The sequence below is a fragment of the Nesterenkonia xinjiangensis genome, assembly GCF_013410745.1.
GTDB lineage: Bacteria > Actinomycetota > Actinomycetes > Actinomycetales > Micrococcaceae > Nesterenkonia > Nesterenkonia xinjiangensis.
Map to the genome: position 1 here is coordinate 766,274 of NZ_JACCFY010000001.1, position 25,846 is coordinate 792,119.

Annotated in this window: 25 protein-coding genes; 8 read left to right on the plus strand and 17 right to left on the minus strand. The window is 69.5% G+C overall.

The annotated features are described in order from the left end of the window. Positions 1 to 62: 62 nt before the first annotated feature. Entirely contained in the window at positions 63 to 1,634 is a 1,572-nt protein-coding gene (locus tag HNR09_RS03525; protein WP_179540792.1) for an alanine/glycine:cation symporter family protein, read from the minus strand. 281 nt (positions 1,635 to 1,915) lie between these two features. Here HNR09_RS03525 and HNR09_RS03530 point away from each other — a divergent pair, with 281 nt between their 5' ends. Next, complete coding sequence (locus HNR09_RS03530) at positions 1,916 to 2,746, plus strand: CPBP family intramembrane glutamic endopeptidase (protein ID WP_343047435.1); 831 nt, start codon at positions 1,916 to 1,918, stop codon at positions 2,744 to 2,746. Here HNR09_RS03530 and HNR09_RS03535 read toward each other — a convergent pair. The 4 genes from HNR09_RS03535 to HNR09_RS03550 all read right to left on the minus strand — a co-directional run bounded on the left by HNR09_RS03535 (position 2,733) and on the right by HNR09_RS03550 (position 5,342). Next, on the minus strand, positions 2,733 to 3,332 hold the full coding sequence (locus tag HNR09_RS03535; protein ID WP_179540793.1) for an arsenate reductase/protein-tyrosine-phosphatase family protein: 600 nt from the start codon (positions 3,330 to 3,332) through the stop codon (positions 2,733 to 2,735). The two genes, HNR09_RS03530 and HNR09_RS03535, sit on opposite strands and share 14 nt — an antisense overlap. 48 nt (positions 3,333 to 3,380) lie before the next feature. Continuing rightward, positions 3,381 to 4,247 carry a fructosamine kinase family protein gene (locus HNR09_RS03540; protein ID WP_179540794.1) on the minus strand — a complete coding sequence of 289 codons (867 nt, stop codon included), beginning with the start codon at positions 4,245 to 4,247 and terminating at the stop codon, positions 3,381 to 3,383. Continuing rightward, a complete protein-coding gene (locus HNR09_RS03545) occupies positions 4,244 to 4,657 on the minus strand; it encodes a hypothetical protein (protein ID WP_246348703.1) in 414 nt (137 codons plus the stop codon). Before HNR09_RS03545 ends, HNR09_RS03540 begins: the two co-directional genes overlap by 4 nt. Positions 4,658 to 4,727: 70 nt before the next feature. Beyond that, the gene (locus HNR09_RS03550) at positions 4,728 to 5,342 is read right to left on the minus strand and encodes a TetR/AcrR family transcriptional regulator (RefSeq protein ID WP_218881876.1); all 615 of its coding nucleotides are present in this window, start codon (positions 5,340 to 5,342) and stop codon (positions 4,728 to 4,730) included. A gap of 258 nt (positions 5,343 to 5,600) precedes the next feature. Between HNR09_RS03550 and HNR09_RS03555 the strand changes: the two genes are divergently transcribed. Beyond that, positions 5,601 to 5,855, plus strand: a complete 255-nt coding sequence (locus tag HNR09_RS03555) for a hypothetical protein (RefSeq protein ID WP_179540796.1) — start codon at positions 5,601 to 5,603, stop codon at positions 5,853 to 5,855. A 117-nt stretch (positions 5,856 to 5,972) separates the two neighbouring features. Here the strand turns inward: HNR09_RS03555 and HNR09_RS03560 are convergent, their stop codons facing one another. The 8 genes from HNR09_RS03560 to ligA all read right to left on the minus strand — a co-directional run bounded on the left by HNR09_RS03560 (position 5,973) and on the right by ligA (position 15,524). Further along, complete coding sequence (locus HNR09_RS03560; RefSeq protein WP_179540797.1) at positions 5,973 to 7,643, minus strand: alanine/glycine:cation symporter family protein; 1,671 nt, start codon at positions 7,641 to 7,643, stop codon at positions 5,973 to 5,975. A 296-nt stretch (positions 7,644 to 7,939) separates the two neighbouring features. Continuing rightward, positions 7,940 to 8,152 carry a hypothetical protein gene (locus tag HNR09_RS03565; protein WP_179540798.1) on the minus strand — a complete coding sequence of 71 codons (213 nt, stop codon included), beginning with the start codon at positions 8,150 to 8,152 and terminating at the stop codon, positions 7,940 to 7,942. Further along, the gene (gatB, locus tag HNR09_RS03570; protein ID WP_179540799.1) at positions 8,149 to 9,666 is read right to left on the minus strand and encodes an Asp-tRNA(Asn)/Glu-tRNA(Gln) amidotransferase subunit GatB; all 1,518 of its coding nucleotides are present in this window, start codon (positions 9,664 to 9,666) and stop codon (positions 8,149 to 8,151) included. Before gatB ends, HNR09_RS03565 begins: the two co-directional genes overlap by 4 nt. Positions 9,667 to 9,674: 8 nt before the next feature. Then, entirely contained in the window at positions 9,675 to 11,228 is a 1,554-nt protein-coding gene (gene gatA / locus HNR09_RS03575; protein WP_179540800.1) for an Asp-tRNA(Asn)/Glu-tRNA(Gln) amidotransferase subunit GatA, read from the minus strand. An 8-nt stretch (positions 11,229 to 11,236) separates the two neighbouring features. Next, positions 11,237 to 11,533 (minus strand): Asp-tRNA(Asn)/Glu-tRNA(Gln) amidotransferase subunit GatC, encoded by a 297-nt coding sequence (gatC, locus tag HNR09_RS03580; protein ID WP_179540801.1) that lies wholly within the window; start codon positions 11,531 to 11,533, stop codon positions 11,237 to 11,239. 99 nt (positions 11,534 to 11,632) lie between these two features. Then, positions 11,633 to 12,226, minus strand: coding sequence for a GNAT family N-acetyltransferase (locus tag HNR09_RS03585; RefSeq protein WP_179540802.1), 594 nt, complete (start codon positions 12,224 to 12,226; stop codon positions 11,633 to 11,635). After that, positions 12,223 to 13,137: an inositol monophosphatase family protein gene (locus HNR09_RS03590; RefSeq protein ID WP_179540803.1), complete on the minus strand. Its 915-nt coding sequence runs from the start codon at positions 13,135 to 13,137 to the stop codon at positions 12,223 to 12,225. The genes HNR09_RS03585 and HNR09_RS03590 overlap by 4 nt, the downstream gene beginning before the upstream one ends. Further along, the gene (gene ligA / locus HNR09_RS03595) at positions 13,134 to 15,524 is read right to left on the minus strand and encodes an NAD-dependent DNA ligase LigA (RefSeq protein WP_378937641.1); all 2,391 of its coding nucleotides are present in this window, start codon (positions 15,522 to 15,524) and stop codon (positions 13,134 to 13,136) included. The genes HNR09_RS03590 and ligA overlap by 4 nt, the downstream gene beginning before the upstream one ends. Before the next feature lie 139 nt (positions 15,525 to 15,663). Between ligA and HNR09_RS03600 the strand changes: the two genes are divergently transcribed. After that, a complete protein-coding gene (locus tag HNR09_RS03600; protein ID WP_179540805.1) occupies positions 15,664 to 16,530 on the plus strand; it encodes an EamA family transporter in 867 nt (288 codons plus the stop codon). Between the two features lie 10 nt (positions 16,531 to 16,540). Here the strand turns inward: HNR09_RS03600 and HNR09_RS03605 are convergent, their stop codons facing one another. Next, positions 16,541 to 17,290, minus strand: coding sequence for a PP2C family protein-serine/threonine phosphatase (locus HNR09_RS03605; RefSeq protein ID WP_179540806.1), 750 nt, complete (start codon positions 17,288 to 17,290; stop codon positions 16,541 to 16,543). A gap of 307 nt (positions 17,291 to 17,597) precedes the next feature. Here HNR09_RS03605 and HNR09_RS03610 point away from each other — a divergent pair, with 307 nt between their 5' ends. Genes HNR09_RS03610 through HNR09_RS03630 form a run of 5 tightly spaced genes read left to right on the plus strand, consistent with a single transcriptional unit; the run spans position 17,598 to position 22,558 of the window. After that, positions 17,598 to 18,650, plus strand: a complete 1,053-nt coding sequence (locus HNR09_RS03610; protein ID WP_179540807.1) for a siderophore-interacting protein — start codon at positions 17,598 to 17,600, stop codon at positions 18,648 to 18,650. After that, positions 18,647 to 19,633 carry an ABC transporter substrate-binding protein gene (locus HNR09_RS03615; protein WP_246348705.1) on the plus strand — a complete coding sequence of 329 codons (987 nt, stop codon included), beginning with the start codon at positions 18,647 to 18,649 and terminating at the stop codon, positions 19,631 to 19,633. Before HNR09_RS03610 ends, HNR09_RS03615 begins: the two co-directional genes overlap by 4 nt. Positions 19,634 to 19,692: 59 nt before the next feature. Beyond that, positions 19,693 to 20,670, plus strand: coding sequence for an iron chelate uptake ABC transporter family permease subunit (locus HNR09_RS03620; RefSeq protein ID WP_179540808.1), 978 nt, complete (start codon positions 19,693 to 19,695; stop codon positions 20,668 to 20,670). After that, a complete protein-coding gene (locus HNR09_RS03625; RefSeq protein WP_343047436.1) occupies positions 20,667 to 21,710 on the plus strand; it encodes a FecCD family ABC transporter permease in 1,044 nt (347 codons plus the stop codon). The genes HNR09_RS03620 and HNR09_RS03625 overlap by 4 nt, the downstream gene beginning before the upstream one ends. Beyond that, on the plus strand, positions 21,707 to 22,558 hold the full coding sequence (locus HNR09_RS03630) for an ABC transporter ATP-binding protein (protein WP_179540809.1): 852 nt from the start codon (positions 21,707 to 21,709) through the stop codon (positions 22,556 to 22,558). The genes HNR09_RS03625 and HNR09_RS03630 overlap by 4 nt, the downstream gene beginning before the upstream one ends. Positions 22,559 to 22,565: 7 nt before the next feature. Here the strand turns inward: HNR09_RS03630 and HNR09_RS03635 are convergent, their stop codons facing one another. The 3 genes from HNR09_RS03635 to HNR09_RS03645 form a co-directional block, all read right to left on the minus strand. Next, the gene (locus tag HNR09_RS03635) at positions 22,566 to 23,810 is read right to left on the minus strand and encodes an adenylate/guanylate cyclase domain-containing protein (protein WP_378937843.1); all 1,245 of its coding nucleotides are present in this window, start codon (positions 23,808 to 23,810) and stop codon (positions 22,566 to 22,568) included. Between the two features lie 243 nt (positions 23,811 to 24,053). Next, complete coding sequence (locus HNR09_RS03640) at positions 24,054 to 24,650, minus strand: hypothetical protein (protein WP_179540811.1); 597 nt, start codon at positions 24,648 to 24,650, stop codon at positions 24,054 to 24,056. Positions 24,651 to 24,735: 85 nt separating this feature from the next. Continuing rightward, a complete protein-coding gene (locus HNR09_RS03645) occupies positions 24,736 to 25,818 on the minus strand; it encodes a biotin--[acetyl-CoA-carboxylase] ligase (protein WP_179540812.1) in 1,083 nt (360 codons plus the stop codon). Positions 25,819 to 25,846 lie beyond the last annotated feature (28 nt).

Below are 25,846 nucleotides of genomic sequence, written 5' to 3' on the forward strand. Positions count from 1 at the left end.
CGTAGAACGACCTCTTTCAGGCGGAAACTCACCAGCTCAACCTAGAGGGTGGCGAAGGGTGCTCAGCGCACCGGGACCGGTGCCGGCTGGTCGCCGTCGCCGCCGCTGCCGGAGTCCTGCGGGCCCGACTCGGGGTGGGTGCCGTTGGCGATGGCGTCGGCCCGCTCCTCCCAGAACTCAGCGTTGCGCACGCCCAGGGTGCGCGGGTCGAACTGCGGGTCCTTCCCCGCCTTCATCTGCGCCCGATAGTCCTTGAGCGCCTTGAACGCCGGCTGCTGGATGAGCAGGATTCCCACGATGTTCAGCCAGGCCATGATGCCCACGCCGATGTCACCGATCGACCAGGCCCTGCCTTCAGCGCCCATCGCCCCGTAGAAGACCACGATGAGGATGACGACCTGCAGCACCGCCAGCAGCGCCCGCTGCACACTGGTGCTCTTGACCTTGCGCATCGCGTAGGTCAGGTTCGTCTCGGCCATGTAGTAGTAATAGACCAGCGTCGAGAAGGCGAAGAACGTCAGCGCGATGGCCACGAAGATCGATCCGGCCCCGGCGAAGACCGTGTCCAGCGCGTGCTGGGTGTACGGCGCACCGGCCTCCGCTCCCTCGGGCAGGTTCGTGGCGTGGTCGATGACGCCGTCGTCGGTCTCCACCTGGAACATGCCCGTCGAGAGGATCAGGAACGCGGTGGCCGAGCAGACGATCAGCGTGTCGATGTAGACCGCGAAGGCCTGCACCAGCCCCTGCTTGGCCGGGTGCGAGACTTCGGTCGCAGCGGCCGCGTGGGGCCCCGTGCCCTGACCGGCCTCGTTGGAGTAGATGCCGCGGCGCACACCCTGGTCGACGGCGTAGCCGAGGATGCCCCCGAAGACGGCGTGGGCGCCGAACGCGGAGTCGAAGATCAGTCGCAGCATGGACGGGATCTCGGAGGCGTTGGCCAGCAGGACGATCAGCGCGACGATGATGTAGCCGATGGCCATGATCGGCACCACGGTGGCGGTGAAGTGCGCGATGCGCTTCACACCGCCGATGATGATGATGCCCAGCACGATGGCCAGGAAGACACCGATCATCCAGCGGTCGAGCGCCGGGAAGGCGCTGGTCAGCGCACCGGACATCGTGTCCGTCTGAATGCCGGGCAGGAAGATGCCCAGGGCGATCACGGAGACCACCGCGAAGATCCAGGCGTAGATCTTCAACGGAACGCCCGCCCAGGTGTGCCGGTACACGCGCTCGAAGTAGAACGCCGGACCACCGCGATACTCTCCGGTGCGCGGGTCGCGCTCCTTGTAGATCTGGCCGAGGGTGGACTCCACGAAGGACGTCGCCGCGCCCAGCAGCGCCACGATCCACATCCACATCACCGCACCCGGGCCGCCGGAGGCGATCGCCACGGCCACACCGGCGATGTTGCCGGCACCCACACGCCCGGACAGGGACATCGTCAGCGCCTGGAAGGGCGAGATGCCGTCCCTCGAGCTGCCGCCCTGGACCAGGTTCCGGATCATATTGGGGATCTGGCTGAACTGCACCAGCTTGGCGCGGATGGTGAAGAGCAGACCGGCGCCGAGGCACAGCCACACCAGGGCTGGGCTCCAGACGACAGTGTCCGCCCATTCGATGAAAGCGTCCATGGGTTTCCTTCCCTCATCAACACACTCCTGACCGCGACGCACGGGATGGTGTGGCCTGCAGCCGGCAGCGCGGACGGCGGCTCCTGAGTGTTGCCGGCGTCCATGGAGTGTCGGAACTCACGTCGAGCTCCGGTCGCAAAGATTAGCACCGTCCTGTGTCGGCGAGGTGTCACCGAGGACGGCGCGGCGTGATGCCGCTCACATCATGGCACACCGAGTATGAGATCACCGACTTCTGCCGAGACCGACTTCATCGCCCCACCATGACTATGCTGTGCTCCGTGACCAGCCCGACGTCGTCGACTCCGGAACTCCCTGCCCCGGCACCTTCCCGCCGCTTCCTGGCATGGGAGGTCATCCTGGTGCTGGGCCTGTCCCTGGGCCGCTCGGCGATCTACGCGATCCTACAGCTGGCCGAGCGGCTCTCCCTGGCCCCGCTGTCGGAGCAGTCGGCCACCGTGCACTCCAGCCGCTCCCGACATGAGCTCTTCGACCTGACCTACCAGCTGCTGGACAGCCTCTTCGCCCTGGTGCCGGTGGCCCTGGTGATCTACCTGTTCCTGCTGCACGGGACGAACCCGTTCCGCCGCTTCGGCCTGGACCTGCGCCGCCCTGGACGGGACCTCGGGATCGGTCTCGGACTGTTCGTGCTCATCGGGGCCGGGACCCTGGTGGTCTACCTGGCCGGGCGCACCGCTGGGCTGACCATGGAGATCGTCCCGTCCGACGTCACCGAACATTGGTGGACGACGCCGACGCTGCTGCTGGCCGCGGTGCGCCACGCCCTGGTGGAGGAGGTCATCATGATCGCGTACCTGTTCGACCGTGCGCGCCGCCTGTGGCCCGCCCTGGCGTCGTCGTCCTCGCGGGTCTCCCCGATGTGGTGGGTGATCGCCGCCGCCGCGCTGCTGCGTGGCGCCTACCACCTCTACCAGGGCTTCGGACCAGGGGTCGGCAATGCCCTGATGGGACTGATCTTCGGCGCGGTCTATCTCCGGTACGGCCGGGTGATGCCGTTGGTGATCGCCCACTTCCTGCTGGACGCGGTCGCCTTCCTGGCCTTCCCGCTGGTGCTTCAGCTCACCGGAATGTCGGGGCTCATCGGCGGATGACCGCGGCCAGCGCCTCGATCGGCTCGCTGATCTGCCGGAAGGACTCGTCGTAGACGTCCTCGGGCAGCATGTAGGGGTCGACGACGTCGCCCTCCGGCCCCGGCCCCCCGGCCCCCCGGCGGGCCTCATCCAGCAGCGGGACGACGGCGGCGAGCCTGTCCCGGGACGAGGCACCCTCGCCGACCAGCTCGTCGATCCGCTCCTTCGCCTCTCCCAGACTCCGCAAGTGTTCGAGCAGCCGGCCCAGTTCACGCACCGTGAAGGTCCGGGCTCGGGCGCCGGGCACCTCGGCGAGGACATCGTCGACGTGCTCCCGGGTCGCAGTGAGGATCAGGTCCGCCTCCTCGACCATGGACGCGGTGACCTGCCGGGCGGTGAAATCCCCAGCCTCCGCCCCGTACTCCTCGACGCGGCGCTTCATGGGCGGCTGCATGTCCTCGCCGTCATGGGCGAAGGTCCCCCCGGAGTGCACATGCAGTCCCTCCTCGACGGCGTCACCGAAGACATGGGCGATGAGCCGCTCCATGGCCGGGGAGCGGCAGATGTTGCCGGTGCAGACGGTCAGCACGGTGTAGTCCTGGGTCATGGTCCTCTCCTGGCGAGGTCTCGCGGATCGATTCTGCTCAGGATCCTCTCATAGGGCCAGGGTCGTCTCGCAGCAGCGCAGGGTGGCGGCCGCATAACCGTCCCCGAAGAGCACCCAGTGTCCGAGAAGGTAGAACAGCTGGTGGGCCGGCACACGATCCTCCCATCCCGGCGCGAGGGGCCACTGGGCCTGATAGCCCGCCACCACGGCATCCAGGTGGGGCAGGCCGAACAGCTGCATCATCGCCATGTCCGATTCCCGGTGGCCAGCGTGGGCGAAGGGATCGATGAGCACGCCCTCGACGTCGGCGTCGCGGCCCGGTGAGCCTGCGGCGGCGGGCTCCTCCGGGGAGGCCCGCCGCCACAGCAGGTTCCCGGACCAGAGGTCACCATGGAGGCGCGACGGCGGCTCCGCGTGATCCGTGGCCTGGTCGATCCCGCTTGCGCCGCTTGTGCCACCTGTCCCGCCACCGTCGAGGTCGCCGGACGCGATGCGGTCCCGGGCGGCACGCAGCACCGGCGGGACTGCCGTCAGGCGCTCCAGCAACGGATCCAGTCGCTCAGCGGCGAGAAAGGAGCCCCAGCTGAGATGCGTCCCCGAGCCCATGGGGAGCAGCTGGCCGGCCGGGCCGAACAGGGGCGGGTCCCCGGGCGGGTGCTCCGGGGGCAGGGCGCCGAAGGCCGTGCCGGCAGGCAGGCTCCGGTGGGTGCGGGCCAGGGCTGCACCGAAGGCCGCGGCTGACATCCGATCGGGCCGGGCCTCGACGATGGTCTCCAGAGTGAGCGCGTGCTCGTCGACGTCGAGCACGCGGGCCACGGCGGCTCCCCCATCCGGCACCGCTTCAGCGAGCCAGCGCAGCCCTTCCGCCTCGATCTGCGGCGCCGCCGTCGTCCCGCTGGTCTTGCGGAAGCTCATCGCGCCCACCCGAGGACATCATGTTCCTTACTCACGCTGAGCACTCGCGCTCCGTGCTCGCGGACCGGGCGCAACGTGTCCGGGGCGGGAAAGGGCAGGGTGTGCTCCTGAGGCCGAGCGCCCACTACGGAGGCCGTCCCCATCGCATCCTCGGCCACACGAATACGGTCCGGGCTGACTTCCACGATCCGGACCCGGACCTCGTCTCCCTCCGGCAGCCTCAGCAGCCAGGGACCCGCCAGGAAGGACAGGCCTCGCCCGTCCAGCGCCTCCTCAGCCTGGAGCCAGTCGACCGGTTCGGTGATCGGCCTGCCGAGGACGTCCACGGCGACGAAGCCGTCCCCGATCATACGGATCCATCCCACACGCTCACCGTCGTTCCGGCGATGGTCGATCCAGTTCTCGTCCATGGCGCCACTCTACTCATGGCCATCGACACTGTCGCCGAGACGGCCACCGTCCCCGCAGACTCAGAGATCCTCACCCTGACCGCTGTGCTCCCCCGCCGTCGGCGGAATGTCCGGCGATCTCGCGGAGCTCGGCCCTGATGATGTCGAGCGCCCACGCGGAGTCGGCCTCCGGCGGCTGATGGAAGAGGTGGAAGGCGAGCCCGTCGATCAGCGCGTGGAGCCGCTGCGCCTTGGCGAGGACCGCCGGCGTCCCGGGCTCTGAGGTCAGCATGTCGACGACGCGTCGACAGAGCCCGGCCAGCCGCTGGTGCGCCTCACCCCGGACACGATGAAGCTCCGGCACCGCGGCACGTTCAGCCAGGAGGGCGAGGTTGACCTCGAACTCCGCCCGGGTGTCCGGTGTGATCGGAAGGACCTCTCTGATGAGCGCGAGGGCACGCGCATGCGGATCACCGGAGGCCGCCTTCGGGTAGGTGGCGTACAGACGATCCGTGGCGCGCTGCACCATGAGCTCGGCGGAGAACTGCACGAGCTCCGCTCGGCTCGGGAAGACATGCCGAAGCGACCCGACGGCGACGCCGGCCCGCTCCGCGACGGTGCGGACGGAGACCGCGGAGATGCCCTGGTCGAGGATCACCTGCCACACCGCCTCCGCGAGCTGGTTCTTGCGCGCGTCACGATCCATGGTCCGAGGCATGGACAGACATTAGCACGACCGTGCTACACTCGCGGCGTCATATATAGCACGACTGTACTAGAACCGCTGGGCACCCTGCACCACGGACGCCTCTGACGCCGACCCGGAGTCCAAGACCTTCGACTATGACGGCGACACCCTGGAGGTCGCCGACGAGCGCATCGACCTCGCATCCCGCTGAGCTTCTCGGCAGACCCCACAGCGGCACGCCCCCGATCGCCCCTTCACGGAACAGGAGACCCTTCCATGCGCATTCTCATGGAGATCGTCGGCATCATTCTGCTCATCAACGGCATCGGCGGCCTACGGAACGACGACTTCGGCCTCCTGGGCCGCTTCGCCGACGGCGCCGCACTCACCGCGCTCCAGGGAGCCGCCGTCCTGACCGGCGCAGCACTGACGGGAGGAAGCCTCTGGGGGCGCCGGTCCGCAAAGACGAGGCGGAAGAGATCCGGACCAGCCGATGACTGGACCGACGACGTCCTCGACGAACTGCTGTGACCGGCGATCGGCAGGGAACCCACACATAAGGCCCCAGACATTGAGGAGGCCCGGGCTGACTGCGCATCCCCTCGATACGCAGACCGCCCGGGCTCCCCAGCTCAACGCGCCACCGACTCAGTCGCGCTGCTTCTCGAACGATGTGCCGTACGGCTTGTCCTGCAGAAACTCCAGGATGGCCATCTCTCGGGTGTCCGAGGGCAGCTCGTTCGGGTCCTCGAAGAGGCGTCCGGCGGCCCGGTCGGCGAGGTACTGCTTCATCTCCTCCTTGACCTTCGGCGCCAGGATCACGCAGCCGACGACGTTGATGAAGATGCACAGGAACAGGGCCGAGTCGGCGAAATCGATGATGTTGCCGAAGGACACTATGCAGCCGATCACGATCATCACGCAGATGATGGCGCGGAAGATGAGGTCCTTGGTCTTCGACATGCCCACCAGGTAGCGCCAGGCCTGGATCCCGTAGTAGCTCCAGGTGATCAGGGTGGAGAACGCGAAGAGCGCCACACAGATCGCCAGGACCACGGAGAATCCAGGCAGGAAGGTCTCGAAGGAGGCGGCCGTCAGGCCCACCGGGTTGTCGTGACCGACACCGATGGCCTCCTCGTAGTCGGCGGGCCAGGCAAAGATGATCACCAGTGCGGTCATAGTGCAGACCACCACAGTGTCGATGAACGGCTCCAGGATGGCGTTGAAGCCCTCCGAGACCGGGCGGCGGGTCTTCACCGCAGAGTGCGCGATCGGGGCCGAGCCGATGCCGGCCTCGTTGGAGAACGCGGCACGCTGCACGCCGATGATGATCACACCGATGACACCACCGGTGATGCCCTCGGCCGTGAAGGCCCCGGAGAAGATGGCGCCGAACGCCTCACCGATGTTGGTGATGTTCACCGCGATGACGATCAGGCAGGCCAGCACGTAGATGCCGGCCATCGTGGGCACGATCTTCGCCGTAGCGGAGCCGATCCGGCGGATGCCGCCGATGATGACCAGGGCCACCAGCCCCGCGAAGATCACACCGAAGATGAACGCCGAGGTGTCTGTGCCCAGGAAGGCGAACGTCGAAGTCCCGGTCATCTCGTCCAGCGTGCTGCCGGCGGACTCGATGGCGCCGTACGTCTGGTTGGCCTGGAACATGCCGCCACCGATGATGCCGAACAGCATGATCGAGATCGCGAAGAGGCCGGTGATGATGAGCACCGGTACCCTGCCCAGCTTCCGGAACGCCACCGGCAGGTACTTGAACGGCCCGCCGTGGACGATGCCGTTCTCGTCGATGTGGCGGTACTTGACCCCCAAGGTGCACTCGACGAACTTGGTGCACATCCCGAACAGGCCGGCCAGGATCATCCAGAAGGTGGCGCCGGGCCCGCCGAGCGAGACGGCGGCGGCCACACCGGCGATGTTGCCGAGCCCCACGGTGCCGGAGACCGCAGCGGTCAGCGCCTGGAAATGGGTGACCTCCCCCGGGTCGTCCTCAGTGGTCCATTTGCCGCGCACGATCTCGAAGGTCACCGGAGCCGTGCGGAACTGGACGAAGCCGAAGTAGATGGTGAACCCGATGGCGGCCACGATGGCCCAGAGGACCACCAGCGGCCCGTCCCACAGAGTGGCCCCTTCCGGGAACGGGGCACCGAGTGGAACCTCCACGTTGGTGCCGAAGATCAGATTGACGAAGAACCCGGTGATCTCACCGAATCCTTCGTCGATGGTGTCAGCGATGCCCTGCAGGCCGTTGGCCGGTTCCTCAGCCTCGGCAGCCACAAGGACTGGGCTTCCTATGGACATGTCTCATCCCCCAATGGATGGTAGTGCGAGCCAGATCACATGGATCTTGTGAACCGAGAGTACTACCCGGTCCACGCAACAATCTATAAGTGGGAGATTTCATGCGCTTTGCGCACAGCAATGATGATGTGTCCTGGATGTTTCCTATGACGTTTTTCTTGCGGCGGCCAGCCTGATCAGGGGCGCTGGGACGACAAAGGCCTCGTGCGGCACCGCAGAGGTGCCGCACGAGGCCTTCTCGGCGTGTCGTGCTCCGACGCCCATTGCCGGGCCCGTCCCGGCAGGGAGAGGCCGGCTCAGTGCGTGGTCGGAACGTCTGGTTCGGCCGGTTCGATCTGCGCCGGGGCAGACTCCTCAGAGCCGTACTCCCCCACATACTGGGTCCGGACATCCCGGATCAGGAAGAAGAGGAACACGAAGAGCAGGATGCAGATGACCAGGATCACCGGATGCAGCCCCCGTTGAGGGCTGCGGGCCGGCTCGTCGCCGTCCCGCCCCGGGTCCTTCATCCTTCGATGCCCAGCCTGCTCAGGACGATCTCGCGGACCTTGCCGGCATCGGCCTGGCCGCGGGTCTCCTTCATCACCGGGCCGATCAGCGCCCCGATCGCCTTGAGCTTGCCGCCCTGGATCTTCTCCACCACGTCGGGGTTCTCCGCCATGGCCTTCTCCACGGCCGCGGTCAGCGCGCCGTCATCGGAGACGACCTCCAGGCCGCGTGCCTTCACGATCTCCTGCGGCGTGCCTTCCCCGTCGATGTGGTGCTCCAGCACCTGACGGGCGATCTTGTCATTGATCCGCCCCTCCTCGATGAGGCCGGCCAGCTCGATGATCGTGGCGGGCTCCACACCCAGGGCGCCGGGGTCGACGTCGCGCGCATTGGCCAGCCGGGAGATCTCGCCCATCCACCATTTGCGCGCCACGGCTGGGCTGGCGCCGGAGGCCACCGTCTCCTCGACCTGGTCCATCAGACCGGCGGCGACGACGTCACGGAACTCCGCCTCGGAGTAGCCCCAGGCCTCGCGCAGACGACGACGGCGCTCGGCCGGCGGCTCGGGCAGCTCGGCACGGAGCTTCTCGATCCACTCCTGCGTGGTGACGATCGGCAGCAGGTCGGGCTCCGGGAAGTACCGGTAGTCATCAGCGTCGGACTTGGGCCGCCCGGACGTGGTGGTGCGGGTGCCCTCCTGCCAATGGCGGGTCTCCTGGACGATGCTCCCTCCGGCGGAGAGCACCCCGGCGTGACGACGGATCTCGTAGATCACCGCGTGCTCCACTGCCCGCAGGGAGTTCACGTTCTTGGTCTCAGACCGGGTCCCGAACTCTGTAGTGCCCTTGGGCATCAGCGAGACGTTGGCGTCGCAGCGGACGTTTCCACGCTCCATGCGAGCGTCCGAGATGTCCAGGGCCCTGACGATGTCCCGCACGGCGGAGACATAGGCCCGGGCAATCTCCGGAGCGCGCTCCCCGGCTCCGACGATCGGCTTGGTGACGATCTCGATCAGCGGCACCCCGGAGCGGTTGTAGTCCACCAGGGAGTAGTCCGCGCCCTGGATGCGTCCGCTGGCGCCCGCGTGAGTCAGCTTGCCGGCGTCCTCTTCCATGTGGGCGCGCTCGATCTCCACGCGGAAGATCTCGCCGTCGTCGAGCTCCACATCCAGGTGGCCGTCGAAGGCGATGGGCTCGTCGTACTGCGAGGTCTGCCAGTTCTTCGGGGTGTCCGGGTAGAAGTACTGCTTGCGAGCGAAGCGGCAGGTCTCCGCGATGCGACAGTTCAGCGCCAGCCCCAGCTTGATGGCGTCCTCCACGGCCTGTCCGTTGACCACAGGCAGCGTACCGGGCAGGCCCAGGCAGACGGGGTTGACGTTGGTGTTCGGCTCGTCGCCGAAGGCGTTCGGCGCCGAGGAGAACATCTTGGTCTTGGTGTTGAGCTCGACGTGGACCTCAAAGCCGAGGACCGGGTCGAAGCGTGCCATCGCCTCCTCATAGGACAGCGGCGATGCTTCTGCGAGCGTCTCAGTCATGGAAGTCCTCACTCTCCTGCAGTCTGGGCCGCGGGGGTCTGCAGCTCGGGGGCCCGGGCCCAGAGCGGCTCGGCGTCGGCGGCGAGCAGCCGCTCCAGGGCGGCCCCGGCGTGGTAGACCCGGGCGTCTTCGCGGGCAGGGGCCAGGAACTGGATGCCCACGGGCAGCTGCCCGCCGGCTCCGTCGTCGGCCAGTCCGCCGGGCACGGAGATGCCGGGGATCCCTGCCAGGTTCGCCGGGATGGTGGCGACGTCGTTGAGATACATGGCCAGCGGATCGTCGAGCTTCTCCCCCAGCGGGAACGCCACCGTGGGCGACGTCGGCGAGATCAGCACGTCGGCCTTCTCGAAGGCGGCGTCGAAGTCCTGCTGGATGAGCGTGCGGACCTTCTGCGCGGAGCCGTAGTAGGCGTCGTAGTAGCCCGCGGAGAGGGCGTAGGTGCCCAGCACGATCCGGCGCTTGACCTCCTCGCCGAAGCCGGCGGCGCGGGTGGCACCCATGACGCGTTCGATGGTGAGCGGGGCATCCGTGGGGAGCACCCGGCGACCGTAGCGGACACCGTCGTATCGTGCCAGGTTGGAGGAGGCCTCCGAGGGCATGATCAGGTAGTAGGCGCCCAGCGCGTACTCGAAGCTGGGGCAGTCCACTTCCACAATCTCGGCACCGGCCGCGCGCAGCGTGTCCAGGGACTCCTGGAAGCGGGCGAGCACGCCCTCCTGGTAGCCCTCACCCTGCAGCTGCCGGATGACCCCGATCTTCAGACCGGTGACGTCCTGACGGCGGGCGGCCTGGGCGAAGGCGGGGACCTCGTCGACCAGGGACGTGGAGTCCTTGGGGTCATGGCCGGCGATGAGCTCGTGGAGCAGCGCCGCGTCCTCGGTGGTGCGGGCCACCGGGCCGATCTGGTCCAGCGAGGAGGCCATGGCGATGGCGCCGTAGCGGGAGACCGAGCCGTAGGTGGGCTTGGTGCCCACGGTGCCGGTGACCGCACCGGGCTGGCGGATGGAGCCGCCGGTGTCGGTGCCCAGCGCCAGCGGCGCCTCGAAGGCGGCGACGGCGGCCGCGGAGCCGCCCCCGGAGCCGCCCGGGATCCGGTCCAGGTCCCAGGGGTTGCGGGTGGCCCCGTAGGCCGAGTGCTCCGTGGAGGAGCCCATGGCGAACTCGTCGAGGTTGGTCTTGCCGAGGATCGGCAGCTTCGCGGCGCGGACCTTCTCGATGACGGTCGCGTCGTAGGGGCTCATCCAGCCCTCGAGCATCTTCGAGCCCGCTGTGGTGGGCTGCCCGACGGTGACGATCAGGTCCTTCACCGCGATCGGCACCCCGGCCAGCGGGTGGAGCGCCTCGGTGCCCCCTCCCCCGGCGGCACGGATCTTGTCCACCTCCGCGGCGGTGGCCAGCGCTTCCTCTCCGGAGACGTGGAGGAAGGCGTTGATTCCGCGGTCTCCGCCGTCCACGGCGGCGATGCGGTCCAGGTGTGCCTGCACCAGCTCGGTGGAGGTGAACTCCCCGGCGCGCATGCCCTCCGCCATCTGGGCGGCGGTCAGTCGGATCATCTCAGTCATGCTGGGCCTCACTCCTCGTCCAGGATCGCCGGAACCTTGAATCGCCCGTCCTGGGCGTCAGGGGCGTTGAGCAGGGACTGCTCTTCGGTGAAGACCTCGCCGACGACGTCCTCACGGAATACGTTGGTCAGCGGCAGCGGATGACTGGTGGCGGGCACCTCGGCGGAGACCGCCTCGGACACCGTCTTCACGGAGTCGACGATGACGGCCAGCTCGCCGGCCATGGTCGTCAGCTCCTCCTCGGTCATGCTGATATGCGCAAGTTTCGCCAGATGCTCGACGTCGGCACGCGAGATCTCAGACATGCAGCTCCTACGGGATAGTGGCTTTCTCAGAGGGAAATCGAAGTCCGAGCCAGTCTAGTCGAGCCGGAGCGGGCCATGATGCGGGAGCCACACGCCGGCTCAGCCCGCCACAGGCCGCACGAAGGTCGGGAAGCGAGCGTCCTTGCCGTGCACCTCACGGGTGATCACCAGGTCTCGGGCGGGCGCCTCCACGAAACCCTCTGAGCGGTAGAGCGCATGGGCGGCGGTCATCGAGACCAGGCTGCACAGCACCAGGTTCTCGGCCTCCTCCGCCTCGGCGCGCCGGATCAGATAGCGCACCAGGGTCCGGGCGATCCCGCGGCCCTGGAACTCCGGGGCGACGGCGAGCATGCGGAACTCCATCTCCCCGGGGCCGGCCAGCTCGGCGAGCTCATCACCGGGCCGGGCGATGACCGTCGAGGCGGCGGCGACTCCGTCTACCTCGGCCACCAGCAGTTCCCCGTGCGCAGCACGGGAGGCGACGTCGGTCAGCTGCGCGGTGTAAGGATCGTCCGGGGGCAGATGCCCACCCTCGACATAGGCGCCGAGGGTGATCTCGGCGATACGATCGTGCTCCTCGGCACGGGCAGGGCGGATCACGACGTCGGCGCGTGGGGCGGACGCGGCAGCACCGGTGCCCGGCTCGGCGGGCACCCGTGGGGTGTGGTCCTCTCCGGTGAGCTGGCCCGTCATCCGGCGACGCCGTCCTGAGCCTGCCCGCCCTCCTGCTCCTCGGCCGTGTTCTCCCCGGCGAGGCCGAGCGGCAGGGGCCGCAGCCGGGTGTGGGGCATGCCGATGTCACCCACGACGCACCAGTCTCCGGCCACGGAGCTGTCTGCCACCGCGGGACGACGCACCGGCACGCCCGCCTCCTCAGCGATCAGCGCCGCCGCAGACCAGTCATGCTCCTGGATGCCGAACTCGGCGTAGGCGTCCACGGTGCCGTCGGCGACCATGCAGATGTCCAGCGCTGCGGCACCCAGTCGGCGGAGGTTCCCGAAGCTGCCGAGCATCGCCGAGACCGCGGCGGTCTGCTGAGCGCGCCGGTCGGGGTCGTAGCCGAAACCGGTGGAGAGCAGCCCTGCCGCCAGGCTGCCCTGGGGGCCCTGCAGGCGCACCCGCTCCTGGGCCGGGGAGCCCGGGCCCTCACCCTGCAGCCGGTCGGTGAAGGCGCCACGGTCGCGCGCGGCCCACCAGATGCGCTTCAGGGCAGGCGCGTGGACCACACCGGCCACCCAACGACCCTCAGGGTCCTGCACCGCCACCGAGGTGCCGTAGTAGATGATGCCGCGCACGAAGTTCGTGGTGCCGTCCAGCGGGTCGATGGACCAGCGGTACCCGGTGGCTCCCTGAGGCCTGACGGTGCCGTACTCCTCCCCCGTCACGGTGTCCTCGGGGCGGCGACGCTCCAGCACGGCACGCACCGCCTGCTCGGAGCGCCGATCGAAGTCCGTCACCAGATCGGACACGGAGCTCTTCGTCTCGACCTCGCTCCCGCCGAGCATCAGCCCGGCGGGGGCGACGTCATCACGCTCGGCCAGCACGCCCGCGCCTGCGACGGCGGCCTCCCGGGCGATGTCCAGCAGCTCGTCAACAGTGCTCACTCGTCACTCTCCATACCCTCGTCGGTCTCCAGACCTGCCGGCCCCTTCTTCAACAGCATCTCGAACTGCTCCTCATCGAGCACCGGCACACCCAGCGACTCGGCCTTGTCCCGCTTGGAGCCGGCGCTTGCCCCCGCCACCACGAAGGAGGTCTTCTTCGACACTGAGCCGGCGGCACGGCCGCCGCGGGAGATGATCGCCTCCTTGGACTCATCACGGGACCAGTTCTCCAGGCTTCCGGTGACCACCACGGTGAGGCCTTCGAGCGTGCGCGGGGCCTCCTCGTCGACGTCGTCGACCATCCGCACCCCGGCCTCCGCCCAGCGCTCCACGATGCGCTGGTGCCACTCCAGGGAGAACCACTCGCGGACCGCGGCCGCGATGGTGGGTCCGACGCCGTCGATGCCGGCGAGCTCCTCTTCGTCCGCAGCACGGATCTTCTCCATGGAGCCATAGGCCGCGGCCAGCGTCCGAGAGGCGGTGGGGCCCACGTGCCGGATGGACAGCGCCACCAGCACACGCCACAGCGGCTGCTCCTTGGCCTTCTCCAGCTCGGTGAAGAGCGTGACCGTGTTCTCTCGGGGTTTGGAGGGCTCCTTGAGCTCACCCTTGTGGTACTGGGGCTTCGTCCAGAAGTACAGGACCGGCGCGTACCGCCCGGCGCCTTCGAACCTCCCGCTCTCCGGATTCTTCTCCAGCACCTCCCGCCACCGGTAGACGCCCTTGAGGTCCTCGGCCGTGAGGTCGAAGAGATCCGCCTCCTGGCGCAGCACCGGGGTCTGCGGCAGCGGTTCCCCTTGCTCGCCGTACTCCACCTGGGCCCCCGACTCCGCGGTGCGCTCCTCGTCGATGAGCTCCCGAGGCGGGCGAACCTCATCCGGGTCCGGGTTGGTCAACGCGAGGCCGGCCTCTTCCCCGAGGGCCTCGATGTCCAGGGCACCCCGCGAGCCGACATGGATGACCCGCCCGGAGAGCTGGGCCGGGCAGCTCTCGGCGTTGGGGCAGCGGTAGTCGACGTCGCCCTCCTTGGCGGGGCGCAGCTCTGTTCCGCAGGCCGGGCAGGTCGCAGGGAAGACGAACTCTCGCAGCGCCTCTTCGCGGCCCTCACGGGCGGACAGCACCGGCCCCAGGACCTCGGGAATGACGTCGCCGGCCTTGCGGACGATGACGTCGTCGCCGATCAGCACGCCCTTGGCACGCACCACGTCCTGGTTGTGCAGGGTGGCCCGGGAGACCACCGATCCGGCCACCTTCTTGGGCTCCAGCACTGCGAACGGGGTGACCCGCCCGGTGCGTCCGACCTGCACCTGGATGTCCAGCAGGCGGCTGTGGACCTCTTCGGGCGGGTACTTGTAGGCGGCGGCCCAGCGCGGCACGCGCGAGGTATGCCCGAGGGCGCGCTGCTGGTCGAGGTCGTCCACCTTGATGACGACGCCGTCGATCTCGTGGACGAGCTCGTGGCGCTTGTCCTGGTGCTCGTCCAGGTAGGCCTCGATCTCTTCATAGCTGGTCAGCAGCCGCGTGTAGGGGCTCACCGGAAGACCCCAGGAGGCGAGCAGGTCATAGGCCTCGTGCTGGGAGCTCAGCACCATGCCTTCCCGCGCGCCGATGCCGTGGACGAACATGGACAGCGGACGCTCGGCGGTCTTGGCCGGGTCCTTCTGGCGCAGCGAGCCGGCGGCAGCGTTGCGCGGGTTGGCCAGCGGCGGCCGGTCCGCCGCCGTGAGCTGCTCGTTGAAGGCGTGGAAGTCCCGGGTGGGCATGAAGATCTCCCCACGCACCTCCAGCTCGTGCGGATGACCGGTGCCCTTGAGCCGGCGGGGGATGTCCCCGATGGTGAGCACGTTGTGGGTGACGTCCTCACCGGTGATCCCATCGCCTCGGGTGGCGGCGCGTACCAGCCGGCCCTCGCGGTAGAGGAGGTTGATCGCCAGGCCGTCGATCTTGACCTCGGCCAGCCAGGTAGGTGTCGCCCCGGGGCGCAGCGCGGTCAGCGAGGCGAGCGCCCGGTCGTACCAGGTGCGCAGCTCGCTGCGGGAGAAGAGGTCCTCCAGAGAGTACAGGCGCTGGATGTGGGTGACCGGTGAGAACGCTTCGGAGACCTCGCCGCCGACCTCCTGGGTCGGGGAATCGGCGGAGATCAGTTCAGGGTGCTCTCGCTCGATGCGCTGCAGACGGCTGTAGAGCGCGTCGAACTCCGCGTCGGAGATCAGCGGCTCGTCCGCCTGGTAGTAGGCGATGCGATGGCGGCGCACCTCCTCGACCAGCTGCTCGTGCTCCTCGCGCAGGGCCTCCGGCGGCGGGGACGAGGCGGGCTCGGCGGCAGACGGATCGACGTGCGCGGCGGCAGGGGTCTCGACGGCGTCGTTCTCAGCGGGCTCGGTCACGGAGACAAGTCTAGAACCTCCTGGTGACAGGAGAGGAGGGGCCACGAGCAGACCAGGGCGAGGAAGGTGCCACGGCCATGGCGCACCGGCTGACGGGCGCCCGCTCGACGCCGCCCCGGCCACCCGACAGGATGGAGCCATGAGCCCTGACGGCACCGCCTCCTCACCCAGCTCCGACGGCGGACGCCGCACCCAGGGCAGCATGCTGGTGCTCCTCGGGCTGGCATGCCAGCAGATCGGTGCGGCCCTGGCGGTGCTGGTGTTTCCGGCGGCCGGGCCGGTGGGGATGGTCGCGCTTCGCCTGCTGCTCTCGGCGGGGATGCTGTGGGCTCTGGTGCGGCCCCACGTGCGGGGCCTCTCGGCACGCTCTTGGGCTGTGGCGGCCGGCTATGGGCTGGTGCTGGCGGGGATGAACGTGGCCTTCTATCTCGCGCTGGCCCGGCTGCCGCTGGGCACCACGGTCACCCTGGAGATCCTCGGCCCGCTGACGCTGAGCATCATCGCCGGGCGCAGCTGGCTCAGCGCGCTCTGGGCGGTCGCGGCACTGGTGGGCGTGGCGATGATCGGCTGGGACCCCGCCACAGCGCTGGACCCGGTCGGGGTGGCCTACGCGCTGCTCGCCGCCGCGCTGTGGGCGGCCTACATCCTGCTGACCAAACGCACCGGTGAGGAATTCACGGGCCTGATCGGACTGACCCTCGGGATGACGGTCGGCGGGCTCGCGGTGGCCCCGGCCGCCGTGATGCTCTCCGGCCCTGCCCTACTCGACCCGGCCATACTGATGATCGGCCTGGGAGTGGCTCTGCTGTCCTCCACGGTCCCCTACGCCATGGAGATGCTGGCGCTGCGGCGCCTGCCGGCGAGCTCCTTCGCGATCCTGCTGGCGCTGGCCCCGGCCATCGCGGCCGCGGCCGGATTCCTGCTGCTGGGACAGCAGCTCTCCGGCTACGCGCTGCTCGGCATGGGCCTGGTGGTCCTCGCGGCGATGGGATCGGTCCGGAGCTGAGCTGCCGGCCTCAGCCGTCGCGGACGTCGACCACGATGACCGTGACGTTGTCCCGTCCGCCCTCGCGCAGCGACTGATGGATCAGCCAGTCCACGGTGTCCTGCGGGGACCGGCCGGCCGCGAGGATGTCGGCGATCTGGGCGTCGGTGAGCTCACCGGTCAGCCCGTCGGAGCAGACGAGCAGCCGCTGGCCGGCCGTGACAGGCGTCAGCGTGTAGTCCCCGCTCAACAGGTCCCCGGCGCCCAGGGCGCGGGTGATGACGTTGCGGTTCGGGTGGTCCCGGATCTCCTCGGCGGTGATGATCCCGGACTCGAACATCTCCTGGACCTGCGAGTGATCCCGGGTGAGCTGACGCAGCGTACCGTCCTGGTGCAGGTAGGTGCGCGAATCACCGATGTTGAACACGAGCCACTGGAGCTGGTCCTGGGCCTCCACCAGCACGGCCCCGGTCAGCGTGGTCCCGGCCTTGGCGCCGGTGGCCTCCCGGATCCGCTCGTCGGCGTCGTCGAGGAAGGCCTGCAGATCGACCTGGCTGATCGGCCCGGGCGCCGCGTCCCAGCCCTCCGCGAGCGCCTGGACGGCCAAGGCGGAGGCCACCTCTCCGGCTTCATGGCCGCCCATCCCGTCAGCGACGGCGAACAGCGAGTCTGTGACCACCGAGGAGTCCTCGTTGAGCTCCCGGCGCAGGCCGACATGAGAGCCGTACCCGTAGTCCAGGTACAGGCCGCCGTCGGGGCTCGGCTGCTGCTCGTCACTCATGGTCGTCGTCTGCCCTTCACCGAGTGGGTCGTCGAAGGCGCGGCTGTGCGCCAGAACACCAGACCATCATGTCACGGTCAGGTCACGCACCACAGCATTGCGACCTGCCCGCCTGCGGCCGCATCTCGGCTCGTCACCGGGGTCACGGTCTCGCTGGGAAAGGTCGGCCGCCACAGCCGAGGCTCACGCACCCTCCGACTTGCAGAACATTGATTACATCTATTCTGATAAGGTCACCCTTTGCTGCCAGCCTGTCTATTTCGCAACATATTCATGCGCAAAGCTTGCGAGCCACAGTGGAGGAACGATGGACCGCACCGCGCCCGGCACCCGTGAGGCGCCTCCGCCCCGATTCGCCGAATCCCCGAACCGGCTCTTCCTCACCCGCGTGCACGGCACGACCCGACTCTCACCGGGCTTCCTCCGCATCACCCTGCGCAGCGAGTCCCTGCGCCGCTTCGCTCCCCTGGGGCTGGACCACCGGTTCAAGATCCTGCTGCCCTCCGAGGACGACGGATTCGCTCCCGAACTCGCGGAGGATCTGCTCCCGGAGTCCCGGTGGCGCCGACGCTGGCGGGACTTGCCTGCCCGCCGACGGCCCCTGCTCCGGAGCTACACGGTCAGCGCAGCCCGCCCCGCAGCCGGAGAGCTCGACGTCGACGTCCATCTCCACGCCCACCCCGGCCCTGCCGCACGGTGGGCGTCCCTGGCCCGCCCCGGGGACGCACTGGTCATCTCCGGCGCCGAAGCGTCACAGAGCCGGCTCGAGCGCTGCGTGCAGTGGACACCAGGCGGGGCCCGCAAGGCGTGGATCGGCGGCGACGAGTCCGCCGCCCCCGCAATCCTCGGCATCCTTGCGGGCCTCAGCCGCCCCCACGTGCACGACGACGCCTCCGCTCCGCACCGGCATCTCGGGACCCTGGAGGTGACCGTCACGGCGGAGGCTGAGGCGCCCGAGGACGCCGCCTGGATCCGCAGCTGCCTGCAGGCCCACACAGCGGCCCTCCCCGGCGCCTCGTTCGAGGTCATCTGCCGGCCGGATGCGGCTCGCGGCGAGGCGCTTCATCGTTCAGCGGCACACTGGCTCACCCGCGAGCTCGGTCCCGACAGTGCGTCGGAGGCCGCCGTCGGCCCTCCGGACATCGCCGACCTCTACGCCTGGGCAGCCACAGAGAGCTCCCAGGTCGCGGCGCTCAAGCGTCGGCTCCGCCTCGCAGGGCTCCCCGCGGCCCAGATCCAGGCGCAGGCCTATTGGACTCAGCGCCCGTCCCGCCCGTCCCTCCAGCCTTCGCCCGAGCCCGGCTTCCCATACCCCTCCGGCTTCCCATACCCCCTCCCACGACATCGAACAGAGGCATGATGACCCACACCGACCTGTCCCGCACTCCCGTCGAGGAGGCCGTCCAGAGCTCTGACCCCGCTCGGCTCCGGCTGATCAGCGTCACGGTCGCCGTCGCGGCGCTCAGCCTGGTCACGGCGTGCAGCGCCTCACCCGAGGAACCCGCCTCCTCCGAGGAGGGCCCCGGAGCCGCCCAGACGAGAACGATCGACCATGCCCGCGGCGAGACGCCCGTGCCCGACGACCCGGAGCGGATCGTCGTCCTGGAGCCGGTCCAGCTGGACACCGCCGTCGCCCTGGGACGGGCGCCGGTGGGTGCTGCCGTGCTGGATGAATCCACCGGTGCCCCCGAATACCTGGGCGACGACGTCGCAGACCTCACCACAGTGGGCACCGTCCCCGAGCCCGATGTGGAACGCATCGCCGCTCTGGAACCTGATGTCATTCTGGGCACCGAGTCCCGGCACTCCGCGATCTATGACCGCCTCTCCGACATCGCCCCCACCATCTTCATGGAGACCCAGGCGGACCCTTGGGAAGAGAACGTGAAGCTGATCGCCGAGACGCTGGGAGATGCCCAAGGAGGACGTGACCTGCTCGCCGACTATCGGGACCGCTGCGAAGAGATCGCCGACGAGCACGACACCGCCGGGGAGACCGCACAGCTGATACGCCCTCGAGACGCCCGGCTGACCCTCTACGGCCCGATCTCCTTCGCGGGCAGCACCTTGGAATGTGCCGGCTTCACCATCCCCGACCATGACTGGGAGGACATCTCGCTGGACATCTCCCCGGAGAACGTCCGCTCGGGCACCGCCGACCTCGTCCTGGTGACCTCCATCGATGCTGAGGACCCCACCACCATGCCCGAGGCCGTCACGCAGAACTCGGACGCCTTCGAGGACGTGCACCTGGTGGACCAGTCGTTCTGGATCACAGGTGTCGGGCCGCTGGGCGGCCAGGTGGTGCTCGACGACCTCGACGCCATCCTCTCCGAGCGGTGACCGCGGCAGTCGGCACGGCCGCCAGGAGGCCCCGCTCGCAGCATCGGCGGAGGGGCGGCATGATCGCCATTCTGCTCACGGCCGTCCTGCTTCCCGGCGCACTCGTCGCGTCCCTGGCGGTGGGCGCCAATCCGCTGTCGCCCGACACCGTGCTGGCGACGATCACCGGAGGCGGCACCGCCGAATCTCACTACGTGATCTTCGAGCAGCGGCTGCCCCGGACCGCGGCCGCCGTCGCGGTCGGCGCCGGGCTCGGGGCCGCCGGTGCGCTCATCCAGGCCTTCACCCGCAACCCGCTTGCGGATCCCGGGATCCTGGGCGTCAACGCGGGGGCGGCATTCTTCGTCGCCGTCGGCGTGGGTCTGTGGGGCATGACCGACCCGGTGGCGCACGGTTGGCTGGCCTGCGCCGGGGCCCTCCTCGCTGCCCTCGCCGTCCAGACGATCGGCACCTCCCGGAGGGGTCCGGCCGAGCCGACGCACCTGACGATGGTCGGAGTGGCGGTGGGGGCCGTGCTCTCCGGGCTCACCACCGCGCTGGTGCTGACCCATCCGCAGGCGTTCGACCATATGCGCAGCTGGAACGCCGGAAGCCTCCTGGACCGCGGCTTCGAGGTGAGTCTTCCGCTGATGCCGCTGATCGGGCTGGGCCTGCTGGGTGCTGTGCTGATGACCCGGGCGCTGAACTCCATGAGCCTGGGAGCTGACGTCGCCCGCGCCCAGGGAGTCGCGCCCCACCGGCTGCAGCACCTGGTCCTGGGCTGCCTGACGCTGCTCGCCGGCGGGGCGACCGCGATCGCAGGGCCGATCGCCTTCGTGGGACTCATGGTCCCGCATGTGGCCCGCTGGACCTGGGGCACGGACCAGCGCACGATCATGACGGGATCCATCCTCCTGGGTGCGCTGCTGATGCTCCTCGCCGACGTCCTGGGCCGGCTCCTCGTCCCCGGGGAGATGCCCGTCGGACTGGTGACCGCCTTCGTGGGGGCCCCAGTGCTGATCGTTCTGGTCCGCAGACGTCGAGCGAGCACCCTGTGAGCATCACGCCGGGCCCGAGGAACATGCTGCTCCGCATCGGCGGAGCCCGCGTCGTGGCGGCACGCCGCGCCCTCACGACCACAGCCATCCTCTGCGCAGCCTCCGGGCTGCTGCTGATCGGCTCGCTGGCCTGGGGCGACTATCCGCTCAGCGTCACCGAGCTGCTCCACGCTTTCGCCGGACAGGAGGACGGACTCACCCGCACCATCGTGATGGAATGGCGCCTCCCCCGCGCTCTGGCCGCCCTGGCCTTCGGCGCCGCACTGGCCGTCTCCGGCGCGATCTTCCAGACCTTGACGCGCAACCCCCTCGCCAGCCCGGACATCATCGGGCTCTCCCATGGATCCTTCACCGGGATGCTGGTGGTCCTGGTGGTGCTCGGAGGCAGCTGGACCGGGCAGCTGGCCGGCGCGCTGCTGGGAGGTCTGGCCGCTGCGGCGATCATCCATCTGCTCGCCTGGCGAGGCGGTCTGCAGGGGTTCCGGCTGATCGTCGTCGGGATCGGAGTGTCCTCGATGCTCGCCTCGACGAACACCTGGCTGCTGCTGACCGCGGACCTCGACACCGCGATGGCAGCCTCCGCTTGGGGCGCAGGGACGCTGAGCCGGCTGCCCCTGCACGCCCTCCCCGCGGCCCTGGCCCTGACACTGATGCTGCTGGGCCTCGGGCTGCTCGGGGTCCCCGCGCTGCGTCAGCTGAGCCTCGGCGACGACGTCGCCCGCAGCACAGGGCTGCGTGTGGAGAGGGCGCGGCTGCTGCTCATCGGGGTGGCCGTCGCGCTGATCGCCGTGGTGACCACGATGTGCGGGCCGATCTCCTTCGTCGCGCTGGCCGCACCGCAGATCGCTCGCCGCCTCGCGGGCACCGCGGAGATCCCCCTGACCACGACCGCCGCCTGCGGGGCGCTCCTCCTGCTGAGCTCTGACGCCGTCGCCCAGCATGTCCTGCCGATGACCATCCCAGCAGGCGTGGTCACGGTGGCGCTGGGCGGCGCCTACCTGATCTGGCTGCTCATCCACGAGATCCGAAGGACCCCATGACGACTCCCCGCCGCCGGAACGTCCCGACCGGCCCCGCCTCCCCGGCCGGGGCCGACCCGCTCGTGGCCGACACCGTGACTCTCCAGCCGGGAGATACCCCGGTCTCGTCCGGACTGAGACTGGAGATCGCCCGAGGCTCGTTCACCGTGATCATCGGCCCCAATGCCTGCGGAAAGTCCACGCTGCTGCGCGCCCTGGCCGGGCTGCTGACCCCCGAGGAGGGCCGGATCCTGCTTGACGGGTCCGACCTGCGCCGATGGTCCGCGCGGCAGGCGGCCTCCCGGCTGGGCCTGCTGCCGCAGACAGCCACCAGCCCGGACGGCATCGGCGTCAGCGAGCTCGTCGCCCGAGGTCGGTTCGCACACCAGCGGCTGCTGCGCCAGTGGTCCGCCGACGACCAGCACGCCGTGGACGAGGCGCTCCGCCTCACCGGCACGGAGCACCTGGCCGCACGCCGAGTCGACGAACTCTCCGGCGGCCAGCGGCAGCGCGTCTGGATCGCCATGGTGCTGGCCCAGCAGTCGCCGACGATCCTGCTCGACGAACCCACCACCTATCTCGACATCTCCCACCAGCTCGAGGTGCTCAACGTCCTGCACGCCCTGCATCTGCAGGGCCGGACGATCGTCGTGGTCCTGCACGACCTCAACCAGGCCGCCCGCTATGCCGACCGGCTGGTGGTGATGCGCCAGGGGAAGATTGTGGCCGAAGGAGACCCCCAGCGGGTGCTGACCACCGAGCTGGTGCGAGAGGTGTTCGAGCTGCCCAACCGCGTGGTGCCGGACCCCGTCACCGGCACCCCTCTGGTGGTGCCCGAGGATACCCGCGCGGGTGCCCCCGCCCCCTGAGGAGGGCTCAGGAGTTCTCGAGCACGATCCCGGTGCCGCCGGCGCGCAGCAGCATATGCGGCTGGACCTCCCCGAACCCGCGCACGATCCGCGGCGGCTGCGGGACCAGCAGGTAGTCGTCGTCGGGCTCCAGGGAGCGAGCCGTCACGGAGTCCACGAGGATGGTGCCGGGGTCTGCGAGCGCGGTGAGCCGTGCGGCCAGGTTGACCGTGGGCCCATAGATGTCACCCATGCGGGAGAGCACCCGGCCCCACACCACCGAGACACGCGCCTGCGGGAGGACGTCATCGGCAGCGATGCTCTCGGCCAGGGCCAGGGCGATCTCCGCTCCGGCCTCAGGGGTCTCCGCGTTGAACAACACCTCGTCCCCGACGGTCTTGACCAGCCGGCCGCCGCCGATGGAGATGATCTCCGCACAGGTGGACTCGAAACGTTGCACTGTGTGGGCCAGCGTGCGCTCGTTCATGGTCCGCGAGAGAGAGGTGTAGGAGACCAGATCCGCGAAGCCGACCGCACGGGCCAGCGGCAGGGGCGAGTCATGCTCGGAGCCGTCCCGACCCAGCGCGGTGGCCGCCAGACCGGACTCCACGCGTACGGTGAGCCGCTGCAGCGCGGCGGAGAGCTGCCGGCGCCAGGTGTAGCCCATCAGCTGCTGGATCGGTCCGATCAGCTCGGGAAGGGTCTCCACCACCTGCGTGCGGGCCTTGGCATCGGAGAGTCGCTGGTTGGCGATCTTGTCCTCCACCAGCGCCTCGATCTGCCACACCACCATGCGATCGGTCATCTGCCCCACGGACCGGGTCAGGGAGATCGCCGTCTCCTCGTTGAGATGTCCTTCACGGACCAGGTCGATCATCGTGGACAGAGCTTCGACGTCGGCGTCGGTGAAGGCCTTGACGTCGTCATCCAGGTTGGGGAATCCCAGGGCGCGCCACAGCCTGCGGGCCGCATGGGTGGAGACCCCGAGCTCGGCGGCCATCTCCCGATAGGTCAGGGTCCGCTCGGCGCCGAGCAGACGATGCTCCAGATCCCGGATGTTGCGGTGCCAGCCCTGCTGCTCGACCGTGGGGATCGGGATGGCGGCCGTCTCGGGGGCACGCTCCCACTCGGGGTATTCGGCGTCACCGAGACCCTCCGGAGTCTCGTCATCGGCAGGGACCTGCTCAGCCTGCTCAGCTTGGCCGGTCTGCTGCGCCTCCTGCGGGGTCGCCGCCGTCGGGGCACCCGCGTCGAGGCGATCGCCCAGGTCCACGTTCTGCGGAGTGGGCGCGGTCGGGGGCGGACCAGCAGGCCTTGTGGCGGTGGGGCGGGGCAGGGTGATCTCACCGGTGTGGAGGCTGGGTGTCGTCGTCGGCCGTGGGGAGGGGAAGTCAGACCAGTCCGAGCGCGCCGCGGAGAGCTCATCGGCGGAGTAGGGGGCGGCATCTTCGCCGGTGCTCTCGCTGGGAGCCTCGACCCCCGCGCGGGTCCCTTCACCGTGCTGCTCAACCATGCCTCACACCGTCCGTCCTGCCGAATGGCCGAAGTTCTCCGGCCCGCGCGGAGCCTGCATGCCGGGCTGCTGGGAGTACTGCCGGGCCACGGCCTGCCGGTAGGCCGCCAGCTCCTCGGCCATGACCGTGTGGAGATGCTCGACGTCGGGCATGTCCTCCAGCACGGTGCGCTGCTGCTGTCCATAGGCCCCGTGGATGAGCACCAGGTCCCCGGCCAGCTGCATGGACTGCACCCTCGACTGCTTGAGCTGCACCTCGGACATCAGCCCGAGCGGCACCACGACCGGTTGGGGTGCGCCGAGCAGGTTCTTCTGCACCACGCGCAGGGTCGTCAGATAGGTGAGTCGCACCGCCCAGCGCAGCACCGGGCGGAGAGTCCCGAGCACCAGCCACAGTCCGCCGGCCACCCAGATCAGGAAGACCCCGATGTGGCTGTAATAGCGGATGAACTCAGGCTGGGATCCGCGGGAGACGTAGCCGAGCAGGAAGCTGATCACCGTCACGGCCAGGAGGAGGTTCAGCAACGCAGGGATCAGGGCGCGATGGTGGGCGCGGGTGCGCACGACGACCTGTTCGCCGTCCACGAGCTTCAGCTTCATCGTGAGCCCTCGTCCTCCGCTCTGATCAGGTCAGACACCGGCCAGCAGGGGTTGGGCCGGGCACCGGGCCAGTCTACCTGCGGGCTCAGCCATCGGCCCGTCGCAGGTGGACCACGTCTCCGGCGGAGAATCCGCGGCGTCGTTCCGCGGCAGGGCCGGGAGCCGGCAGCCAAGGCTCCTCGGCGCCGGAGCGGCGGTGGGTGACCTCCACCAGCAGCGAGCCGTCCTGCTCGAGCCCGACCGCGACGCCGCGCGCAGCGCTCCCGCCGGGCAGCTCCACCCGGACCTCCTGGCCGAGCGTGTCCATGGCCCGGCGGATGCGCTCACCCAGGTCGCTGTCCCGGATGCCGGATCCGGAGGCGGCCGTGCGCTCCAGCTCCGCGAGGTTCGCGGCGAGGCGTTCCAGCAGCCCGACGAGCACCTCGGTGCGCAGCCCGGTGATCAGGTCGGTCTTCTGCTGTGCTCCCGGCACGCGCTCAGCAGAGCCGTCCTCCCCGAGGCGGCGCAGTTCAAGGAGGACGGAGGTCGAAGTCGAGGTGGGCAGGTCCCGAGCCTGCAGCAGCACGTTGACCCCCACACCGAGCACCACGGTGATCCCTCCTCGGGAACCGGCAGGAACCGGAGCCAGCACCGAGAGGATCCCGGAGATCTTGCGCCCCGCGACGTGGACGTCGTTGGGCCACTTCAGTCGAGCCGGGATCCCGTGCCCGCCGCGCAGCGCCTCCACCAGGCTGAGCCCAGCGACCAGGGAGATCCAGGGCAGCTGGCGGGTGGGGTCGACGCCGTCCCGTCCAGGACGCAGCACCACGGAGGTGGACAATGAGGTGCGCGGCGGGGAGCTCCAGCCCCGACCGAGCCGACCGGTGGCACCGGTCTGCTCCTCTGCGGTGAGCACAGAGAGGTGGGGCCATGTCTCGGTGAATCCGGGCTCCCCGGCGGCCCGGGTGAGCTGGAGGTTGGTGGAGTCCACGGTGTCGAGCACCCGCAGCTGGGAGTAGGGCCCGGCGCTGACCAGCTCCTCGCGCAGCCGCGCAGTGTCGAGGGGCCCAGCGTCGAGGGGCCCAGTGTCGAAGGGCCCGGTGTCGAGGGGGCGTGCACCGGCGGGTGCCGCCGCCGTCGGGCTGCCTCCAGCGCCCTGATCATGGTCCTGCCCGCTGCCGTCTCCCACTCCGCTCCTCCCGATGATCCTGCGCCAC

Bases quoted from the DNA above. Each gene is read 5' to 3' on its own strand.
- HNR09_RS03525 (WP_179540792.1), bottom strand. From the start codon at position 1,634: ATGGACGCTTTCATCGAATGGGCGGACACTGTCGTCTGGAGCCCAGCC.
- HNR09_RS03535 (WP_179540793.1), bottom strand. From the start codon at position 3,332: ATGACCCAGGACTACACCGTGCTGACCGTCTGCACCGGCAACATCTGC.
- HNR09_RS03540 (WP_179540794.1), bottom strand. From the start codon at position 4,247: ATGAGCTTCCGCAAGACCAGCGGGACGACGGCGGCGCCGCAGATCGAG.
- HNR09_RS03545 (WP_246348703.1), bottom strand. From the start codon at position 4,657: ATGGACGAGAACTGGATCGACCATCGCCGGAACGACGGTGAGCGTGTG.
- HNR09_RS03550 (WP_218881876.1), bottom strand. From the start codon at position 5,342: ATGGATCGTGACGCGCGCAAGAACCAGCTCGCGGAGGCGGTGTGGCAG.
- HNR09_RS03555 (WP_179540796.1), top strand. From the start codon at position 5,601: ATGCGCATTCTCATGGAGATCGTCGGCATCATTCTGCTCATCAACGGC.
- HNR09_RS03560 (WP_179540797.1), bottom strand. From the start codon at position 7,643: ATGTCCATAGGAAGCCCAGTCCTTGTGGCTGCCGAGGCTGAGGAACCG.
- HNR09_RS03565 (WP_179540798.1), bottom strand. From the start codon at position 8,152: ATGAAGGACCCGGGGCGGGACGGCGACGAGCCGGCCCGCAGCCCTCAA.
- gatB (WP_179540799.1), bottom strand. From the start codon at position 9,666: ATGACTGAGACGCTCGCAGAAGCATCGCCGCTGTCCTATGAGGAGGCG.
- gatA (WP_179540800.1), bottom strand. From the start codon at position 11,228: ATGACTGAGATGATCCGACTGACCGCCGCCCAGATGGCGGAGGGCATG.
- gatC (WP_179540801.1), bottom strand. From the start codon at position 11,533: ATGTCTGAGATCTCGCGTGCCGACGTCGAGCATCTGGCGAAACTTGCG.
- HNR09_RS03585 (WP_179540802.1), bottom strand. From the start codon at position 12,226: ATGACGGGCCAGCTCACCGGAGAGGACCACACCCCACGGGTGCCCGCC.
- HNR09_RS03600 (WP_179540805.1), top strand. From the start codon at position 15,664: ATGAGCCCTGACGGCACCGCCTCCTCACCCAGCTCCGACGGCGGACGC.
- HNR09_RS03605 (WP_179540806.1), bottom strand. From the start codon at position 17,290: ATGAGTGACGAGCAGCAGCCGAGCCCCGACGGCGGCCTGTACCTGGAC.
- HNR09_RS03610 (WP_179540807.1), top strand. From the start codon at position 17,598: ATGGACCGCACCGCGCCCGGCACCCGTGAGGCGCCTCCGCCCCGATTC.
- HNR09_RS03615 (WP_246348705.1), top strand. From the start codon at position 18,647: ATGATGACCCACACCGACCTGTCCCGCACTCCCGTCGAGGAGGCCGTC.
- HNR09_RS03620 (WP_179540808.1), top strand. From the start codon at position 19,693: ATGATCGCCATTCTGCTCACGGCCGTCCTGCTTCCCGGCGCACTCGTC.
- HNR09_RS03630 (WP_179540809.1), top strand. From the start codon at position 21,707: ATGACGACTCCCCGCCGCCGGAACGTCCCGACCGGCCCCGCCTCCCCG.
- HNR09_RS03640 (WP_179540811.1), bottom strand. From the start codon at position 24,650: ATGAAGCTGAAGCTCGTGGACGGCGAACAGGTCGTCGTGCGCACCCGC.